The following is a 17,908-nucleotide window of genomic DNA, read 5'->3' on the forward strand; positions in this document are numbered from 1 at the left end:
ATCCGCCGCAACAGTAACCTGGACGGCAGCTACAACCCGTTCAGTGCCGCACGGTGTGCTGCGGCCCGTCGGGGCCGGCCGAAACTCAACAAGGTCTACACCGACACCCAACTGTGGGCACTGGTCGCCCAGGGACTGGAGCACAATCAGTCGCCCGAGCAGATCACCGCCACACTGCGGCGGCGATTCCCGCACCGTAAGGAGTGGCACGTGTGTCATGAAACGATCTACCAGGCGTTGTACGTCTACCCCAGAGGTGGGTTGAAAAAGCAGGTCACCGCAGCGCTGCGTACCGGACGGGCCGTGCGCAAGCCCCACAGTGGGATGCTGCGCCAGTCGCGGATCAAGAACATGATCAACATCGTTGAGCGTCCCGCCGACATTGAAAACCGTCTTCTGCCCGGGGATTGGGAAGGCGATCTGATTGTCGGCGAGTACAACAAAACAGCGATCGGCACACTGGTGGACCGTAAGACCCGCTATGTGATGCTGCTGCATCTTCCCGGTGCCCATGATGCGATCAGTGTGCGTAATGCGATGATTGAGCGGCTATCGGGGATCCCGGAGCAGATCAGGCAGTCGGTGACCTGGGACCAGGGTTCGGAAATGGCGATGCACGAGGACATCACTACCGCTGTTGGCGTTGACATCTACTTCTGTGACCCGCATGCCCCGTGGCAGCGTGGCACCAACGAGAACACCAACGGTCTGCTGCGCCAGTACTTCCCGAAGTCCACGGACCTGTCGGTGCACACCCCGGAGGACTTGCTGAGGGTCGAGGAGTTGATGAACAACCGTCCCCGCAAAGTCCTGGATTGGGCTACCCCCGCCGAAGTGATGTGGGACGAGTTGGACGGTATCCTTGGAGACGATTAAGCAGATCCGCTACCCGTGAGGGTGTTGCGACGACCGCTAGAATCCGCCGCACGACGTCGATCCCACAAAACCCCTGGTCAGGATTTCTGCGCTCCGGCGCCGGGTGCGAAAGTTGCCGTACCGGACCACCAGGGAGGTGGCCGTGGCACGCGGTCCGGGCCGTCACCCCGGGGAGGGTCCCCTAGAGACACATCCCGCCGCTCGTGCCACGGGCGCAGACCAGGGTGCGGTCGACCTGACCGACCCCGAAGCTGCCGTTGTTCTCGTCGACGGTGATGAACAGCCGCTCGCCGGCCTGGGCGTCGTCCGGCATGCCCGTGACGTCCACCCGGTAGAAGGGTTCACCGAAGTCCTGCGGTGTGCTGATCAGCGTCCAGTGCGCGGGCTCCATCCCCGCGGACTGGGACGCGACGGCCTCGACGACACCCATCGGATCTCCGGACTGCGGGACGCCCTCGTACTCACCGGTCACGTTAGCGTTCTCCCCGAAGTGGAAGAGGTGGTCGCTGAGCACCCAGCCGGTCTTGCCGTCGACGTGGATCTCCGCCCAGTAGCCCTCGTCCTCCTGGCCCGGGTTGTTCCACTCGCGTCCGGCGAGGGTGACCGCGCCGAGCCGGTCGATCTCCCCGATCTGCATGCCGTCACCGGCGGGCACAGTACGGACGGGCAGGGGCCCGCTCTCCGGGGCGAGTCCGGCGACACCGACCTCCTGCCCGGGTGTGGAGAAGTAGGTCTCCACCTGCTCGCCCGGAGGCGCGAGTTCTCCGTCACCGTCCGGATCGGGTTCATCGGGCTCCGGACCGTTCACCACGTCCTCGGGCGGGACGGCAGGATCCGCGGCGTCCGGCGCATCCGGCGCGTCCTGGACATCCTCGGCATTCGTCCCGTTCTGGACCACGGTCTCACTGTCAGCCACGTCCCCGTCTCCCCCCGCACACGCCCCAAGCAGCAGTACTGCGCTGGCCCCAATGGCGAGGACTTCCGAACCTCGTCTGCGGGTCACCATGTCAGAAACACCTCAATCATTGTGGTTGCTCGCAATGTGATTGGTTGCACATCTGGTTACGCCATCGAAAGTTCGTCCGGCTTCGTTATCGCCGCCGCTGCGCGTAGCAACCGCCACGAACTCCTCACAGGCCAGCTCCCCGGCAAAGAAGCTTGCTTGCCGCCGGATAATGGAGCATCATAATGAGCATCAGATGATTCGATACGGGATGAGACAATCATGCGAACCACAGTGACCATCGATGACGAACTCATGGACAAGGCGGCCGCCCTTTCCGGGACAACCGAGCGGTCCGCACTGCTCCGCAAAGGTCTCGAGACCTACGTCGAAATTGAGAGCGCCCGCCGTCTCGCCGCCCTCGGCGGTACCGACCCCCAGGCAACCTCAGCTCCCCGGCGAAGGGGAGGCGCCGGGTGATCCTCGTGGACACGTCGGTATGGATCGACCATCTCCACCGGGGCGATCCCCACCTTGTCGAGTGTCTCGACAATGGACTGGTCCTGAGCCACCCAGGTGTAATCGAGGAACTCGCCCTGGGGTCAATGAAGAACCGTGGCTCTGTTCTGGGGCTCCTCGGCTCCCTACGTTTCGCTCCGCAACTCACTCACGGCGAAGTGCTGACCCTCGTGGACAACCATCGACTCCGGGGTCGTGGGCTCAGTGCCATCGACGTCCATCTGCTCGGCTCAGCGCTGGTTGTGGGCGCATCGCTGTGGACCAGGGACAAGCGCCTCACAACGGCTGCTACCGATCTCGGGGTAGCACCCCCGAACCCGCCTGCGTAGCAACCGCCACGAACTCCTCACGGGCCAGCTCCCCGGCCCCGGCGGGGACGCAACCCAGCAGCGGTACCCCGGTCACGCGCGGCAACTCGTCAATGTTCAGTCTCGTCGCGAGATCCATGTCGCCCTCCGCGGGACGACTGCCGCCGACCAGCCCCAGCACCCGGACCCCCTCGCACAGGGCGTGCCTCACCGTCAGTTCCGCGGCGTTCAGGGAACCGAGCCCCAGTGTGGTCACCACGATCACCGGCGCGCCGAGACGCAGCGCGAGGTCACACAGCGTCCAGTTCTCGCCCATGCGCACCAGGATCCCCCCGGCGCCCTCGACCAGCAGCACGCGCTCCGGGTCTTCCGCGTCCAACTGCCACAACCACTCCGCCACCTCGTCCAACTGCGCCGGGGGCATCCCCGCCCGGCGTGCCGAGAGGTCCGGTGCCAGCGGCTCGGGGTAGCGGTGGAACCCGTGGAGTTCCGTCACCCCGCTGAGGTGCCCCACCGTCGCCAGGTCCCCCGAGTCCCCGGCCTCCCCGGTCTGCACCGGCTTCGCCACGGCCACCCGTCGTCCGCGGCCCTGCAGGTTGGCGGCGATCGCGGCGGTGGTGACGGTCTTGCCGACGTCCGTTCCGGTTCCCGTGACCAGCAGAATCATCGTGGCACCGCTGTCCAGACCGCTGCCCGGATGCCGCGGCAGATCGCCGCGACCTCGTCAGAGGTGCAGGTGAACGGTGGCATGCAGTAGACCAGTCTCCCGAAGGGCCGCAGCCACACCCCCTGGTCGATGGCCGCGTCCGTCGCCGCCGTCATCCCGGCGTCGTCGAGTGGCTGTTCCAGCTCGACGACACCGATGGCGCCCAGGACGCGGACGTCCGCCACACCCGGGACGTCCCGCAGCGGCGCCAGCCCGGCGTCGAGTTCGCCTTCAATGCGGGGCACGGTCCCACGCCAGTAGCCGGACGCGACGAGGTCGAGCGATGCGCCCGCCACCGCACAGGCCAGGGGGTTGGCCATGAACGTCGGTCCGTGCATCAGCGCGCCGCCGCCCGCGGGTGAACTGACGGCATCGGCCACCCCGTCCGTGGCGAGCGTGGCGGCCAGGGTCATCACCCCGCCGGTCAGCGCCTTGCCCACGCACAGGATATCGGGGGTGACACCGGCCCCGGACGTGGCGAAGACCTCGCCGGTGCGTCCGAACCCGGTGGCGATCTCATCGGCGATGAGCAGGACGCCGTGCCGGTCGCAGATCTCCCGTAGACCGGTAAGCAGCGCGGCGTCGTGGAAGCGCATGCCGCCGGCGCCCTGGACCACCGGTTCGATGATGACGGCGGCGACGGTGCCGTCGATGTGGTCGCCGAAGGTGCGCAGGTACGCGTCCTGTTCTGCCGCACTGCTTCCCCGCACGGGCGGCGCAGGGGCGAAGACCTGTTCCGTCAGCGTCTCCTCCCACAGCGAGTGCATCCCGCCGGAGGGGTCGCACACGGACATCGCGCCGAAGGTGTCCCCGTGGTACCCGGAACGCCAGGTCAACAGCCTGGTGCGTTCGGGGTGGCCGAGCCCTTTCTGCGCCTGCAACGCCATCTTGACGGCCACCTCGACCGCCACGGACCCGGAGTCGGAGTAGAAGACCTTGGTGAGCGCGTCGTCGGTGAGGTCGAGGAGCTTCCCGGTGAGTTCCACCGCCGGGTCGTGGGTCAGGCCACCGAACATGACGTGGGGCAGGACGTCCAGCTGGCGGTGCGCGGCAGCGATGATGCCGGGGTGGCGGTGACCGTGCGCGGCGGCCCACCAGGAACTCATGCCGTCGATGAGCTGCCCGCCCCCGACCGTGAGGTACACCCCCTTCGCCGCGGTGACCCGGAGGTTCTCCCGAGGCCCGGGGACGGCGGAGTAGGGGTGCCAGATGTGGTGGGCATCGACGGTGGCGGCTGTCATGCTCCTATCGTCGCCGAAACTTGAACTGTGTTCAAGTCACACGCCCGAACGACGCCCGAACACTGCCTGTTACCCCGTTACATCCGTATGACACCCCGGCCGACCGTCATTTAACGTGACCATATTCCGGATGAAACCACTTCGACACCGGCGGGCGCGAGCATGGTCGGTGTCAGCAACCACACCACCGCAAAGGAACCGGACATGTCCGACCCCGTCGCAGACCAGATCGCCGCCAACATCGACACGTCGCTCAACGAGATCCAGCACCCCGCGAAGGAGACCGGCGACAGCCTCTACGGCTCCACCAAGATCTTCCCGGAGCTCTCCGCGGAGAACGGTGAATCCTACCTGACCCTGGTCCATGGTATCCCGCACGAGTCGTCCGTGACGCTCGTCGCGATCCTCCAGGCCACCCGCGCCCTGCGCAAGGGCTTCGAATCCGTCATCTACCTCTACGGACCCGGCACCCTGGCCGCCTCCGCGAACCGCGGCTTCCCCACCGTCGGCACCGAGGGCTTCCCCGGGGAGACCTCCGTCAACGGCGCCCTCGAGACTTTCCTCAAGGAGGGCGGCACCGTCTTCGCCTGCCGCTTCGGCCTCGGACTCCACGGCATCCGCGAGGAGGACCTCATCGCCGGGATCGTCCCCGCCCACCCACTCGACGTCCAGGACGCGCTGGTCTACTACGCCGGCAAGGGCGCCATCATCAACTCCACCTACAACCTCTAGGAGGCCCACGATGCCGATCAAGGTCGCCTCGGTCGCCGCGAACTTCACCCGTGACCTGGAACAGAACTTCACCCTCATAGGGGACATCCTCGACGAGGCCCGGGATGCCGGCTGCGACCTGGTGGTCTTCCCCGAGGCCTCGGTCGGCGGGTACCTGTCGTCGCTGGGCAACCACGGCGACACCCTGAAGGACACGAACCGTTCCATGCCCGCGGCCATCACCCTCGACGGCCCGGAGATCGCCCGCCTTCAGGAGTTGGCGGGCGACACGGTCGTGGCCATCGGCTTCTGCGAGCTCGGGACGGACGCCGACGGCGGGGAAACGCGGTACAACGCCGCGGTCTGCCTGGACGGCTCCACCGTGTACGGCTCGTACCGCAAGGTCCACCAGCCCCTCGGTGAGAACATGTCCTACTCCGCCGGCGACGGGTACCACGCCTTCGACACCCCGGTGGGACGCATCGGCCTGCAGATCTGCTACGACAAGGCCTTCCCCGAGGCCGCCCGGATGCTCGCCCTCGACGGCGCCGAGATCATCATCAGCCTCTCCGCGTGGCCGGCGGCCCGCACCGCCACGGCCGAGAACCTGCAGGAGGACCGCTGGACGTACCGGCACAACCAGTTCGACATCGCCCGGGCCCTGGACAACCAGGTGTTCTGGGTCGCCTCGAACCAGGCGGGCACGTTCGGCTCACTGCGCTACGTCGGCAACGCCAAGATCGTCGATCCCGGCGGGAACATCCTGGCCAACACCTACCTCGACGCCGGCCTGGCCATCGCCGACATCGACCCGGACGGGACCTTCCGCACGATGCGCGCCGGAATGTTCCACCTGCGGGACCGGCGTCCGGACATCTACGGCCCGGTGGCGGAGGAAGGCACCGAGAACGTCAACGGGTGGAGGCAGCTCTCCCATGCCTGAGATGTCCTTCACCGTCCGCTGGCCGGACGGCACACAACGCAGCTACTACTCCCCCAGCCTCGTCGTCCACGACCACCTGACCACCGGCGCCGACTACACGGTCGACGACTTCGTGCAACGGAGCACCACCGCCATGACCCGGGCCAGCGACCGGGTCCGCGCGAAATTCGGTGTCGCCTGCACCTCGGCCGCGGAGACCACGGCCCGGATCCACGCGGACGCCGGACGCTGGCCCGGTGGCGGGGACGCCGTCCGGGTCACTGCACTGGAACCCCCGCTGGATCCCCCGCTGCCCAGTTGAACCACGGAAAGGCCGAACCATGAAGAACACCGAGATCCACGACGGCGACCACACCGGCACCGCCATCGTCGGTGGCGGGCAGGCGGGGCTCTCCGTCAGCCATGAACTCCTCGCCGCCGGCGAGGACCACGTTGTCCTCGAGAAGGACACGGTCGTGCACCAGTGGCGCGACGCCCGCTGGGACAATTTCACCCTCGTCACCCCGAACTGGCACTGCCGCCTGCCGGGCTACGCCTACGAGGGCCCGCTGCCGGACGGCTTCATGGGCCGCGACGAGGTCTACGGATGGGTTCGCGGCTACGCGGACTCCTTCGACTTCCCCGTGGCGGAGGGGGTCGCGGTCACCCTGGTCACGCGGGACGCGCCGGACGGACCGTTCCACCTCACCACCAGTGCAGGCACCATCACCGCCGACCGCGTCGTCTCCGCGACCGGCGGATACCACACCCCGTCCTACCCCTCCTGGGCGTCCGACCTGCCGGACCGTATCACCCAGATCCACTCCCACGACTACCGCAACCCGGACCAGCTGCCCGACGGCGGCGTCCTGGTCGTCGGTACCGGGCAGTCCGGCACCCAGATCGCCGAGGACCTGTTCATCGCCGGACGCACCGTCCACCTCGCACTCGGCCACGCCCCCCGGGTGGCCCGCTTCTACCGCGGCATGGACTGCATGACCTGGCTGGCCAGGATGGGCATCTACGACATCCCCGCGGAAACCAGGGGACTGTCCAAGCGCGAGTCCACCAACCACTACGTCACCGGACGCGACGGTGGCCGCGACATCGACCTGCGCGCCTTCGCCCTGCGTGGCATGGGCCTGCACGGCCGGGCGCTCGGTGTGCAGGACGGGTCCATCGTCTTCGACGACACCGTCGCCGAGAAGCTCGACCACGCCGACTCCGTCGCCGAGTCCATCAAGAACGACATCGACGCCTTCATCGAACGCGAGGGCATCGACGCCCCCGTCGAGCGCCGTTACGAACCAGTGTGGACACCGGAGAGCGATCCCGGTCCCCTGCCGCTCGACGGGATAGGCACCGTCATCTGGTCCAACGGCTTCCGCTCGGACTGGAGCTGGCTCGGCGACCTGCCCGTCCTCGACGCCCACGGCCACCCCGCCCACGACCGTGGGGAGACGGCGGTCCCCGGCTTCTTCTTCATCGGCCTGCCCTGGCTGCACACCTGGGGGTCCGGCCGCTTCCTCGGGGTCGCCGAGGACGCCCGGCACATCGTCTCCCGGATGGGTGTCCCCGCATGGTCCTGACCGTATCCACCGCCGCCGCCCATTTCGGACGGGACACCGGCCGTGCCCTGCGCAAGATCGAAGGCATGATCCGGCACGCCCACACGTCCGGGGCCGGACTCCTGGTCCTGCCGAGTGCGGCGATCGGTGGATACATCGGCGACCTGAGGGACCCCAGCGGCCCCGACGCCGACCTGCCCCCGGCGGTCGACCTCGACGGCCCCGAGATTGCCGCGGTCACGGCCGCGGCGGGAGACCTCGTGGTCTGCCTCGGCGTCACCGAACGCGGTCCGGACGGGGCCCGCTACAACACGGCGGTCTGCCTCGACAGCGGCGGGATCCTGGGCACGCACCGCAAAGTGCACCTGCCGCTGAACGAGTCGCGGGTCTACACCGCCGGAACGGACTTCCGCCCCTTCGAGACACCGGTCGGACGCATCGGGTTGATGACCGACTTCGACAAGACCTTCCCCGAGGCCGCCCGCACCCTCGCCCTCGACGGGGCGAAGCTCATCGCCTGTCTCTCGGCCTGGCCCGCCAGCGTCACCCGGCGCGCCGACCGGCTCGCCAATGACCGGCAGGCGCACCTGTTCGACCTCTACGACTGTGCCCGGGCCGCGGAGAACCAGGTCTACGTCGTCTCGTCGAACCAGACCGGTGCGTTCGAGGGCCTGCGGTTCCTCGGCCAGGCGAAGATCGTCGACCCGGCCGGGGAGATCCTGGGCAAGACCTGGTCGAAGAGTGGCGTGGTGACACTGGGCATCGACATCGACGCCGGTGTCTACACCGCCCGCAGGCAGATGAACCATCTGCGGCAGCGCAGTACCCGGGCGTACCGGCTGGCACCGGAAGGGGGCTGAGACCATGCACATCGCGCAGTTGACCTACTCGACCAAACCCCGCGGCGGGGTGGTGCACACCCTGGCGCTCGCTGAGGAACTCGCGGCCCGCGGCCACCGCGTGGAGGTGTGGACGCTGGCCCGCGGCGGGGACGAGACGTTCTTCCGTCCGGTCTCCCCGGACGTCGAGGTCCACGCCGTGGAGTTCCCCGATGTGGAGGACGAGAGCGTCGGTGAGCGAATTGAGCGGTCGATCACGACGATGGCCTCCGCGTTCGATTCCTCCGCGAACATCGTCCACGCCCAGGACTGCATCTCCGCCAATGCGGTGATGGACACCGGACGGCCCTGCATCCGTACCATCCACCATCTCGACGATTTCACCACGCCGCGGCTGGTGGAGTGCCACGACCGCGCGGTCCGTGAGCCGTCCGCACTATTGTGTGTGTCGGACGCGGTGGCGTCCCAGGTCCGCGAGAGGTACGGGTCCACCCCGGAGGTGATCCCCAATGGCGTGGACGCCGCCCGGTTCGCCCGGGCCGCCGGGCCGGAGGGTACCGCCGGTCGGATGGAGTTCCGCGAACGGCTCGGAGACTACGTCCTGGCCCTGGGCGGGATCGAGCCGCGCAAGGGGTCCATCGACCTGCTGGAGGGCTTCGCCAACCTCCGGGAATCGCGTCCCCGCCTGTGCGACGGGGTCTCCCTGGTCTTCGGCGGTGGCGAGACCCTCTTCGACTACCGGCCCTACCGCACCGACTTCGACCGGCGGGCCCGGGAGCTGGACATCGAGCCGGTCATCCTCGGGACACTCGCCGACGACGAGGTCCCGGCCCTGGTCGCCACGGCCCGGGCCCTGGGGTTCGTCTCCCTCAACGAGGGCTTCGGGTTGGCGGCGATGGAAGCGCTCGCTGCGGGTGTCCCGGTCGTGGCCAGGGATATCCCGGTGGTCCATGACGTCTTCGGGGACGCGGTCACCTACGCCTCGGACCCGGTCGGTATCGGCCACCGTCTGGGCAGGGTGCTCGCCGAGGGTCCGCGTGCCGAACGGCAGGCCCTGGGACGCCGACTCGCCGGGGCCCACACCTGGTCGGCGGCGGCAGAACTCCACGAGCGGTTCTACGAACGGGTGGCAGCATGCGCCAGTCCATAGCCTCCATCATCCTCGACGCCGGGAGGGATTCCCCCGACTCCGCCGCCGTCATCGACCACACCGGGACCCTGACCAGGGAGGACCTGGCACACCGTGCGCTCCGCCTGGCACACTGCCTGCGGAGTTCCGGGGTCCGCCCCGACGACACCGTCACCGTCTCCTTTCCCCACCGCCGGGACCGCGAGACCGTGATCGCCTGCTGCGCGGTGTGGATCGCCGGCGGACGGCCACTGCCCCTGGACCCTGATCTTCCCGGTGAGCAGCGCCGCGCCCTTCTGGACCTCGTGTCGCCGGCGGCCGCCCTCGGGCCCGATCCCGTCGACCCGTCCGGGCCCGGCGCTTCTCCGGTCCCGCTGCCGGATGCCGCCGCGTCCTCCTGGAAGGCCGTGGCGACCTCCGGGTCGACGGGCCGTCCCAAGGTCGTCGCCGCGTCCGCACCCGCGCTGATGGACCCGGACGAGCCTGTCGCGTCCTTCCTGCCCACCGGTGGCGTGCAGCTCGTCAGCGCCCCCCTGTTCCGCTCCGCGCCCTTCACCTACGCCTTCCGGGGGCTATTCACCGGCCATACCCTGGTGATACACGACGGGGTCTCCCCCGAGGAGTGGCTGGATTCGATGGCCCGGCACCGCATCACGTGGACCATGACCTCCCCGGCGTTCCTCCACCGGCTGACGGGGTTGCCGCGGGACGTGCGGGATGCCGCGGACCTCTCCCGCCTGGACACCCTGGTGCACATCGGCGCACCATGTCCCCCTGCCCTGAAACGTGAGGTCATCGGTTGGCTCGGGCCCGGCCGTGTGGTCGAGGTCTACGCCGGATCGGAGTCCAACGGGCTCAGCGTCATCGACGGCCACGACTGGCTCGGGCATCCGGGGAGTGTGGGCACAGGCTCCGGTGGAACACGGTTCGCCGTGCGGTCCCCCGACGGGCGTGACCTGCACACCGGTGAGACCGGCGTGGTGTGGATGCACCGTGGGGAGCAGGCGTCCTACCGCTACATCGGGGCGTCCACCCGGCGCGATCCGGACGGGTGGGACACCCTCGGCGACCTGGGGTACCTCGACGCCGACGGCTACCTGTACCTCGTCGACCGGGAGGCCGACATGGTCGTCCGCGACGGCGCATCCGTCTACCCCGCGCAGGTGGAGGCCAGGGCACTGCAGCATCCCGGCGTGCAGGACGCCGTGGCCTTCGGCTTCCCTGAGCTGCACGGCCCCCGTCTCGGTGTCGTCGTGCAGACCGGGTCCGACCCACCGGAGATAGCCGGGGCCGACCGGACCTGGGCCGTCGACCGCCCATTGCGCGACGCCGCCGGGAAAACCTCCCGCCGGCGTTGGGCAGCCACACTGATCACACCGACCACACCACTGAACCCTCAGGAGACATCATGACAACCACGGACACCTCACCTGACACCTCCCCCGTGACCAACCGCGTGCGACTCGCCCTGCTGGGCGTCCGCAGCGACGCGCCGGTGACCCGCAGCGGCGGCGCCGGCCCCAGCGACGACGGCCACTTCCTTCTCAACGGACTGGGTGCCGCCATCCCCCGCAACCCCGACAGCCCGTTCGTGCTCGACGGCACCGGGCGCATCTCCGCCGACGGCGCGGACCTCGGATTCGATGTGGAGCCCGTCGCCCGCCCCCGCTTCTACGACCTCAGCACCGCCGACGGTGTGGCCTACGAGAAGATCGCCAAACTCCACGGCAAGGACGTCCTGGCCACCACCGTCGTCCAGACCTGCATGCGCTACGACGAGAGCGAACGCTGCCGGTTCTGCGCCATCGAGGAATCCCTGAACCGCGGCACCACCGTGGCGGTGAAGACCCCCGCCATGCTCGCCGAGGTCGCCGAAGCAGCCCACCGGCTCGACGGTGTCAGCCAGATGGTGATGACGACCGGCACCTCCCGGGGCCGGGACCGGGGTGCGCGTCACCTGGCGCGCTGCGTGCGGGCGATCAAGGACGCGGTCCCCGACCTGCAGATCCAGGTGCAGTGCGAGCCACCGACGGAGTTGTCGACCATCACCGACCTGCACGACGCCGGTGCGGGATCCATCGGCATCCACGTCGAGTCCATGGACGACGGGGTGCGTCGCCGCTGGACGCCCGGCAAGTCGCGGGTGCCGCTGGACGAGTACCGGGCCGCCTGGCGTGAGGCGGTACGGGTCTTCGGGTGGAACCAGGTGTCCACCTACCTCATCCTCGGACTCGGGGAGAAGGACGACGAGGTCGTCGCGGCCGCCGGTGAACTCATCGACATGGGGGTCTACCCGTTCGTGGTGCCGTTCCGGCCGCTCGCCGGCACCCTGGCCACCGACGTCGACCGGGTTCCCGCCCCGGACGCCGACCGGGTCGCCGAGGTCACCCGCCGGGTCGCCGACCGGTTGCGGGCGGCGGGCATGCGCGGTGAGGACCAGCGGGCCGGCTGTGCCGCCTGTGGTGCGTGCAGTGCCCTGAACAGTGCGGGGGCCTGCAGTGCTTGACATCCCGTTGCTGACCGGAGAGGCACCGCAGACTCCACCGCGCACGTGGCGGATTGTGCGCCCAGATGCCACCGAACTGATGGCCTACCGGCGTATGCGCCACGAGGTGTTCGTGGAGCACCAGGGCATCTTCGATTCCACGGACCTCGACTGGGCCGACGAGGACGCCCGCACCGTGGTGCTGGTCGCCGTCACAGGCGACGGATCCGTGCTCGGCGGCGTGCGACTGACCCCGCACGACGACGGACCGGACATCGGCTGGTGGAAGGGCGACCGTCTGGTGGTCCGCCCCGACGCCCAGCATGTCCGGGGCATCGGCACAGCCCTGGTCCGTCGGGCGTGCACCACCGCTGAACAGCTCGGCGTCCTGCGCTTCGACGCCACGGTGCAGGCAGCCAACGAGGACATGTTCACACAGCTGGGCTGGGAGACCACCGGCCATGGACTGTTCTTCGGGGTTCCCCACGTGTCCATGCGATGGCCTCTGCACCGGGTCCGTGACCTTCTGGCGGCAACCAAGCAGCCATTGGGGCAGCTTCTGTCGGTGTTCTCCGTATTGTCAGGAGGCCCGGACGGATCTGCGTCACTCGGTGGCGCGGGGTTCGTCGGTGACGACGGCGCGCCCGTCCCCGGCAGTGATCTCGTCGCCGCCTGCGACGCGATCCTCCCGGCCATGGTCGACGCTGATCCCCGCTGGGCCGGGTGGTGCTCAGTGCTGGTGAACCTCAACGACCTGTCCGCGATGGGGGCGGAGCCGGTGGGGCTGCTGGATTCTGTGGCCGGGTACGACGGTGTGGACGTGGGCCGGGTACTCCAGGGGATGGCGGACGCCGCAGCCGCCTGGGGTGTCCCGGTTTTCGGTGGTCACACCCAGACAGGCGCGGCGCCGTCCCTGTCGGTGACGGCCCTGGGACGCACCGACCGGCCCGTCCCCGGCGGGGGTGGATCCATCGGCGATGACCTGAGCCTGACCGTTGACCTGGCAGGGCGCTGGCGTCCCGGATTCGAGGGACGGCAATGGGACTCCACGTCCTTCCGTACCGGGGAGGAACTGCGGCACCTCGGGGGTCTTGTCGCGGATGCCCGACCGTCCGCGGCGAAGGACGTGAGCATGGCGGGCATCGTGGGAACCTCCGGCATGCTCGCCGAAGCGTCCGGCACCGGCGTGACCCTGGATGTCTCCGCGATCCCGCGGCCGGACGGGACCACCGCCGGCGACTGGATGACCTGTTTCCCCGGCTTCGGCATGCTCACCGCCGATGCGCCGGGGACGGGTCGGATGGGCTCCCCATTGGCGGAGACTGCAGTGATCGGCCGTCTGACCCGGGAACCCGGGGTGCGTTTCCGTTGGCCCGACGGGGAGGAGACCGAGATCGCAACCACAGTCACCGGCCTCGGCAAGGTCACCGCAGTCCGTGCCGGCGAACACGGGTGACCATAACTCTCCCCGGGGTACGGCGGAGAGGGCCACCTTGCGCAGCCCCCGGTTTAGTCGCAGGTCGTGTAGGGCTGCCATCGCAAATGGTCGGGTGTGCATGACAAATGGTCGGTTTCAGCCAGTGAACCGACAATTTGCGATGCACACCAGACAAGTTGTCATGCACACTCCGGCGATCACGCCATCGCGGTAGAGTTTCGGCACAGCAGTACAGCGGAGCACCGCGACAAACAGGACGGATCGCGCGGAGGCACCGAAAGGTCTGTGAGTCTCAAGCCAGGTCCAGGCCAATGTCCAGGGCCGTGACCGAGTGGGTGAGCGCACCAACCGCCAGTGAATCCACCCCTGCGGCGGCGTACCCACCAGCCACCTCCAGGCTCAGTCCGCCCGAGGACTCCAGCAGGACACCCGGTGCGATCCCGTCACGTAGACGCACCGCCTCCTCCGTGTCCGCGACCGTGAAGTTGTCCAGGAGAACCTGGTGCGGTGGGGTGTCCAGCCCCAGCACCCCACGCAACTGTCCCAGGTCATCGACCTCGACCTCGCACCACAGATCCGGGTTCCGGGCACGCACAGCGCAGTACGCTGACACCACACCTCCCCCGGCGACACCATGGTTGTCCTTCACCATCGCCTGGTCGGAGAGGTTGTAGCGGTGCGGGGAACCACCGCCGTGCACCACCGCCCGCTTCTGCAGCAGGCGCAATCCGGGAAGGGTCTTGCGGGAATCACGCACGACCACGCCCGTCCCCACAGCAGACACCCACCGCGCCGTGTGCGTCGCCACGCCGGAGGCATGCGACAGCACATTGAGCACCGTGCGCTCCAGCTGCAGCATCGCGCGGACCGGCCCGGTCAGCACACCGACCACCGAGCCCGGCGCGGCACGTGCCCCGTTGGTCACCGGGTCCTCCAGGTCAACGCGGCCACCGAGAACCTCAAGGTAGGGCGGCTCACCGGCTGCAGCGAGAACTGCGGCGACCGCGTCCACCCCGGAGACCACCCCGTCCTGCCGCGCCACGAGCAGTCCCCGACCATGGAGGTCGGCGGGCGCCGTCGCCAGCGTGGTGGCGTCCCCGGAGGCGATGTCCTCGGTCAACGCCACCCGTGCCAATGCAGAGAACACTCCCGGATCGGCTCCCAGGTCACCCAGGTCGGTCACGGGCAGGGAAGGACGACTCACTCCCCGCCTCCCGGTGTCCCGACGGAGATCATCCGCTCCACGGCCAGGCGCGCCTGGGCAGCCACGTCCGGCGCCACCTCCACCTCGTCCGCACCCAGCGCCAGGCAGCGCAGCAGCGCCGCCGGGGTGATCATCTTCATGTAGGGACACGATGCACGCTCGTTGACCGGGGCGAAGTCCACGTCCGGCGCGACGCCCTTGAGCTGGTGCAGCATGCCGATCTCCGTGGCGACCAGGACCTTGCCGCGTCCCGCGTCCGCCGCGGTCTTCGCCGAGGTCAGCATCTCGCCGGTCGAGAGCATGTGCACCCTGCCCGGGTCGATCACACCCTCGCCCGCCAGGTAGATCGCCGAGTTCGCGCACCCGCACTCCGGGTGGATGAACAGGTCCGCGTCCGGGCTCTCCTCGGCCCGGCGGGCGAGCTCCGGCCCGGAGATCCCGGCGTGGACGTGGCATTCCCCCGCCCACACGTGGATGTTGTCCCGCCCGGTCCGGCGCCGCACGTGCGCACCCAGGAACTGGTCGGGGCCGAAGAGGATCTCCCTGTCCTCCGGCAGGCCGGCGACCACGTCCACCGCGTTGGAGCTGGTGCAGCACACATCGGTCAGCCCCTTCACCGCGGCGGTGGTGTTGATGTAGCTCACCACCAGCGCATCCGGGTGTTCGGCCTTCCACTCCGCCAGTTCCCCGGCGCTCAGTGAGTCCGCCAGCGAGCAGCCCGCCGCCTCGTCCGGGATCAGGACGGTCTTCTCCGGCGACAGGATCTTCGCCGTCTCCGCCATGAAGTGCACCCCGCAGAACACGATCACGTCCGCGTCTGTCTCCGCGGCGATCCGCGACAGTGCCAGGGAGTCACCCGTGTGGTCGGCGATGTCCTGGATCTCGGGCAGTTCGTAGTTGTGGGCGAGGATCACGGCATTGCGCGCCTTCTTCAGCCGGTGGATCTCGGCCGCCCAGGCACCGTCGCCGGCAACCCCTTCCCACCGTCCGATGTCGCCCTCCGGCCCGGCGTGTCCCGGTGCCCGGAAAACCCCCTCCAACAAGGGGCTTCCGAATTGTTCAACAGTCGTCGCAGTCATGACGCATGATGATATCGGAAACCACCACGCGCGGGACCGGTTCACGAACTATCGTGAGCAGAGTGAGCACTCCACGACCAGCCGTGCGCGAGGCTGTAGCGCACCTCGACGCCCCATTCTCCGTCCTTGACCTGGACAGTGCGGTGGCCAACGCCGCCGACATGGTCCGGCGCGCCAACGGGACGCCAATCCGGCTCGCCACGAAGTCGGTGCGCATCCGCCGCCTGATCGAGCGGCTGCTCACCGTGGACGGCATCCAGGGGCTCCTGTCGTACTCCCTCGGTGAGGCACTCTGGCTGGTCGACGAGGGCCTGTGCGAGGACGGCACGGACATCCTCGTGGCCTACCCCAGCACCAACAAACAGGATCTCCACCTGCTGACCTGCGAGGAGAAGAACCTGCGGTCGATCACCGTGATGGTGGACTCCGTGGAGCACCTCGACTACATCGACTCGGTCGCCCCGCCCGCCGAACGCGGTGTGATCCGGGTGTGCATCGACGTCGACGCGTCCCTCTCCTTCGGCCCGGTGCACCTCGGGGCCCGGCGATCCCCGGTGCACACCGTGGAGCAGGCCCGGGCCCTGGCCGAGGCGGTCAGTGACCGCGACGGCTTCCAGCTGGTCGGGATCATGGCCTACGAGGGCCAGATCGCCGGCACCACGGACACCTCCCCCGCGGTCGCCGCCGTCAAGCGGATATCCGCGCGGGAGCTGGCCGGACGCCGCGCCGAGGTCGTGAGGGCCGTCTCCGCCGTCGACGGTGAGCTGGAGTTCGTCAACGGCGGCGGCACCGGGTCCATCGAATCCACCGCGTCCGAGGATGTCGTCACCGAGATCGGCGCGGGCTCCGGCGTCGTCGGCCCCGGCCTCTTCGACAACTACACGACCTTCCTGCCGTTGTCGGCGGAGTGGTTCGTGCTGCCGGTGGTGCGCCGCCCCGCCCCCGACTTCATCACCGTCGCCGGCGGCGGACGCATCGCCTCCGGCGTCCCCGGGGCCGACCGCGTCCCGGTCGTCGACTTCCCCCGGGGGGCTGAAGCTGACCCCGATGGAGGGCGCCGGGGAGGTGCAGACCCCCTTGCGCGGGGACGTCGCCGCAGCGATGAAACTCGGCGACCACGTGTGGTTCCGGCACGCCAAGGCCGGTGAGCAGACCGAGTACACCGACACGGTCCTCGTCGTCAGTGACGGCGACATCCTCGACGAATGGCCCACCTACCGCGGCGAGGGCCGGAGCTTCACATGAGATGGCACAACTGGTCCGGCGGGCAGACCGCCGAGCCCTTCCGCCTCGAACAGCCGGAGACCGAGGCGGACGTGATCGCACTGGTCCAGCGGGCCGCGGAGGAGGGACGCCGCGTCAAGGCCGTGGGTGCGGGGCACTCCTTCACCCCGGTCGCCGTCACCGACGGTGTGCTGGTCAACCTCGACAACCTCTCGGGTGTCGTCAACGTCGACCGTGGGTCCATGGAGGTCACCTTCCTCGCCGGGACGCGCCTGCGGTACGTCCCCGCCCTGCTGCGCCCGCACGGTCTCGCCCTGGCGAACCAGGGTGACGTGGACCCGCAGTCGATCGCCGGCGCGGTGTCCACCGGCACCCACGGCACCGGGATCGGACTGACCGGGTTCGCGGGCATGGTCCGGGGTCTGCGCACCATCACCGCCGACGGCCGGGTCCACGACACCGGCCCCGGTGACCCCCTCTTCGACTACGGCCGCGTCAGCATCGGCGCACTGGGCATCGTCACCCGGATCACCATGTCCGTCGTGGACACCTTCGCCCTCGCCGCGGTGGAGAAGGCCGAGGCACTGGAACCGGTGTACACCGACTTCCCCGCCCGTGCCCGGGCCGTGGACCATCTGGAGTACTACTGGTTCCCCGGCACGGACGTCGCCCACGTGAAGACCAACACCCGGCACCGTATCGACGAGCTCGACTCC

The 17,908-nt window shown here is 69.0% G+C and carries 18 protein-coding genes and 1 pseudogene; 14 read left to right on the top strand and 5 right to left on the bottom strand.

The genetic code is table 11. From position 1 onward, the window contains the following. A partial coding sequence (locus ACT3S3_RS14460; protein WP_444626958.1) for an IS30 family transposase occupies positions 1-876 on the top strand: 876 nt, incomplete at its 5' end. Positions 877-1,057: 181 nt separating this feature from the next. Here the strand turns inward: ACT3S3_RS14460 and ACT3S3_RS14465 are convergent. After that, positions 1,058-1,792 (bottom strand): SH3 domain-containing protein, encoded by a 735-nt coding sequence (locus tag ACT3S3_RS14465; RefSeq protein ID WP_444626959.1) that lies wholly within the window; start codon positions 1,790-1,792, stop codon positions 1,058-1,060. 309 nt (positions 1,793-2,101) lie between these two features. Here ACT3S3_RS14465 and ACT3S3_RS14470 point away from each other — a divergent pair, with 309 nt between their 5' ends. Further along, the gene (locus tag ACT3S3_RS14470) at positions 2,102-2,299 is read left to right on the top strand and encodes a type II toxin-antitoxin system VapB family antitoxin (RefSeq protein WP_442336237.1); all 198 of its coding nucleotides are present in this window, start codon (positions 2,102-2,104) and stop codon (positions 2,297-2,299) included. Further along, on the top strand, positions 2,296-2,667 hold the full coding sequence (locus ACT3S3_RS14475; RefSeq protein ID WP_444626960.1) for a type II toxin-antitoxin system VapC family toxin: 372 nt from the start codon (positions 2,296-2,298) through the stop codon (positions 2,665-2,667). Before ACT3S3_RS14470 ends, ACT3S3_RS14475 begins: the two co-directional genes overlap by 4 nt. Here the strand turns inward: ACT3S3_RS14475 and bioD are convergent. Both bioD and ACT3S3_RS14485 read right to left on the bottom strand, forming a co-directional pair. Further along, a complete protein-coding gene (gene bioD, locus ACT3S3_RS14480; RefSeq protein WP_444626961.1) occupies positions 2,627-3,313 on the bottom strand; it encodes a dethiobiotin synthase in 687 nt (228 codons plus the stop codon). The genes ACT3S3_RS14475 and bioD overlap by 41 nt on opposite strands. Then, positions 3,310-4,593: an adenosylmethionine--8-amino-7-oxononanoate transaminase gene (locus ACT3S3_RS14485; RefSeq protein ID WP_444626962.1), complete on the bottom strand. Its 1,284-nt coding sequence runs from the start codon at positions 4,591-4,593 to the stop codon at positions 3,310-3,312. The genes bioD and ACT3S3_RS14485 overlap by 4 nt, the downstream gene beginning before the upstream one ends. A 204-nt stretch (positions 4,594-4,797) precedes the next feature. Here ACT3S3_RS14485 and ACT3S3_RS14490 point away from each other — a divergent pair, with 204 nt between their 5' ends. Genes ACT3S3_RS14490 through ACT3S3_RS14530 form a run of 9 tightly spaced genes read left to right on the top strand, consistent with a single transcriptional unit; the run spans position 4,798 to position 13,703 of the window. After that, the gene (locus ACT3S3_RS14490; protein ID WP_444626963.1) at positions 4,798-5,325 is read left to right on the top strand and encodes an MSMEG_0572/Sll0783 family nitrogen starvation response protein; all 528 of its coding nucleotides are present in this window, start codon (positions 4,798-4,800) and stop codon (positions 5,323-5,325) included. A gap of 10 nt (positions 5,326-5,335) precedes the next feature. Then, positions 5,336-6,247, top strand: a complete 912-nt coding sequence (locus tag ACT3S3_RS14495) for a carbon-nitrogen hydrolase family protein (protein WP_444626964.1) — start codon at positions 5,336-5,338, stop codon at positions 6,245-6,247. Next, complete coding sequence (locus ACT3S3_RS14500; RefSeq protein ID WP_444626965.1) at positions 6,240-6,548, top strand: MSMEG_0570 family nitrogen starvation response protein; 309 nt, start codon at positions 6,240-6,242, stop codon at positions 6,546-6,548. The genes ACT3S3_RS14495 and ACT3S3_RS14500 overlap by 8 nt, the downstream gene beginning before the upstream one ends. Positions 6,549-6,567: 19 nt before the next feature. Further along, positions 6,568-7,815 carry an MSMEG_0569 family flavin-dependent oxidoreductase gene (locus ACT3S3_RS14505; RefSeq protein ID WP_442336230.1) on the top strand — a complete coding sequence of 416 codons (1,248 nt, stop codon included), beginning with the start codon at positions 6,568-6,570 and terminating at the stop codon, positions 7,813-7,815. Further along, positions 7,806-8,654 carry a carbon-nitrogen hydrolase family protein gene (locus ACT3S3_RS14510; RefSeq protein ID WP_444626966.1) on the top strand — a complete coding sequence of 283 codons (849 nt, stop codon included), beginning with the start codon at positions 7,806-7,808 and terminating at the stop codon, positions 8,652-8,654. The genes ACT3S3_RS14505 and ACT3S3_RS14510 overlap by 10 nt, the downstream gene beginning before the upstream one ends. A gap of 4 nt (positions 8,655-8,658) precedes the next feature. Further along, positions 8,659-9,783, top strand: a complete 1,125-nt coding sequence (locus tag ACT3S3_RS14515) for an MSMEG_0565 family glycosyltransferase (RefSeq protein ID WP_444626967.1) — start codon at positions 8,659-8,661, stop codon at positions 9,781-9,783. Further along, a complete protein-coding gene (locus ACT3S3_RS14520; protein ID WP_444626968.1) occupies positions 9,768-11,174 on the top strand; it encodes an AMP-binding protein in 1,407 nt (468 codons plus the stop codon). The genes ACT3S3_RS14515 and ACT3S3_RS14520 overlap by 16 nt, the downstream gene beginning before the upstream one ends. Further along, positions 11,171-12,268, top strand: a complete 1,098-nt coding sequence (locus ACT3S3_RS14525; protein WP_444626969.1) for an MSMEG_0568 family radical SAM protein — start codon at positions 11,171-11,173, stop codon at positions 12,266-12,268. The genes ACT3S3_RS14520 and ACT3S3_RS14525 overlap by 4 nt, the downstream gene beginning before the upstream one ends. Next, the gene (locus tag ACT3S3_RS14530) at positions 12,261-13,703 is read left to right on the top strand and encodes an MSMEG_0567/sll0787 family protein (protein ID WP_444626970.1); all 1,443 of its coding nucleotides are present in this window, start codon (positions 12,261-12,263) and stop codon (positions 13,701-13,703) included. The genes ACT3S3_RS14525 and ACT3S3_RS14530 overlap by 8 nt, the downstream gene beginning before the upstream one ends. A gap of 274 nt (positions 13,704-13,977) precedes the next feature. Here ACT3S3_RS14530 and nadC read toward each other — a convergent pair whose 3' ends face one another. Then, positions 13,978-14,889: a carboxylating nicotinate-nucleotide diphosphorylase gene (gene nadC, locus ACT3S3_RS14535; protein ID WP_444626971.1), complete on the bottom strand. Its 912-nt coding sequence runs from the start codon at positions 14,887-14,889 to the stop codon at positions 13,978-13,980. Continuing rightward, entirely contained in the window at positions 14,886-15,968 is a 1,083-nt protein-coding gene (gene nadA / locus ACT3S3_RS14540) for a quinolinate synthase NadA (RefSeq protein WP_444626972.1), read from the bottom strand. Before nadA ends, nadC begins: the two co-directional genes overlap by 4 nt. A 62-nt stretch (positions 15,969-16,030) precedes the next feature. Here nadA and ACT3S3_RS14545 point away from each other — a divergent pair. After that, a pseudogene (locus tag ACT3S3_RS14545) lies at positions 16,031-17,213 on the top strand (amino acid deaminase/aldolase). After that, on the top strand, positions 17,210-17,908 hold a 699-nt coding region (locus ACT3S3_RS14550; RefSeq protein WP_444626973.1), incomplete at its 3' end, for an FAD-binding protein. The pseudogene ACT3S3_RS14545 and the gene ACT3S3_RS14550, both read left to right, overlap by 4 nt.

The sequence above is a fragment of the Corynebacterium sp. AOP40-4SA-5 genome (assembly GCF_052377355.1).
Lineage (GTDB): Bacteria > Actinomycetota > Actinomycetes > Mycobacteriales > Mycobacteriaceae > Corynebacterium.

Coding starts and splice junctions, on each gene's coding strand:
- ACT3S3_RS14490 (WP_444626963.1), top strand. CDS start 4,798: ATGTCCGACCCCGTCGCAGACCAGATCGCCGCCAACATCGACACGTCG.
- ACT3S3_RS14515 (WP_444626967.1), top strand. CDS start 8,659: ATGCACATCGCGCAGTTGACCTACTCGACCAAACCCCGCGGCGGGGTG.
- ACT3S3_RS14495 (WP_444626964.1), top strand. CDS start 5,336: ATGCCGATCAAGGTCGCCTCGGTCGCCGCGAACTTCACCCGTGACCTG.
- ACT3S3_RS14470 (WP_442336237.1), top strand. CDS start 2,102: ATGCGAACCACAGTGACCATCGATGACGAACTCATGGACAAGGCGGCC.
- ACT3S3_RS14510 (WP_444626966.1), top strand. CDS start 7,806: ATGGTCCTGACCGTATCCACCGCCGCCGCCCATTTCGGACGGGACACC.
- ACT3S3_RS14525 (WP_444626969.1), top strand. CDS start 11,171: ATGACAACCACGGACACCTCACCTGACACCTCCCCCGTGACCAACCGC.
- ACT3S3_RS14485 (WP_444626962.1), bottom strand. CDS start 4,593: ATGACAGCCGCCACCGTCGATGCCCACCACATCTGGCACCCCTACTCC.
- ACT3S3_RS14505 (WP_442336230.1), top strand. CDS start 6,568: ATGAAGAACACCGAGATCCACGACGGCGACCACACCGGCACCGCCATC.
- nadA (WP_444626972.1), bottom strand. CDS start 15,968: ATGACTGCGACGACTGTTGAACAATTCGGAAGCCCCTTGTTGGAGGGG.
- ACT3S3_RS14520 (WP_444626968.1), top strand. CDS start 9,768: ATGCGCCAGTCCATAGCCTCCATCATCCTCGACGCCGGGAGGGATTCC.
- ACT3S3_RS14500 (WP_444626965.1), top strand. CDS start 6,240: ATGCCTGAGATGTCCTTCACCGTCCGCTGGCCGGACGGCACACAACGC.
- bioD (WP_444626961.1), bottom strand. CDS start 3,313: ATGATTCTGCTGGTCACGGGAACCGGAACGGACGTCGGCAAGACCGTC.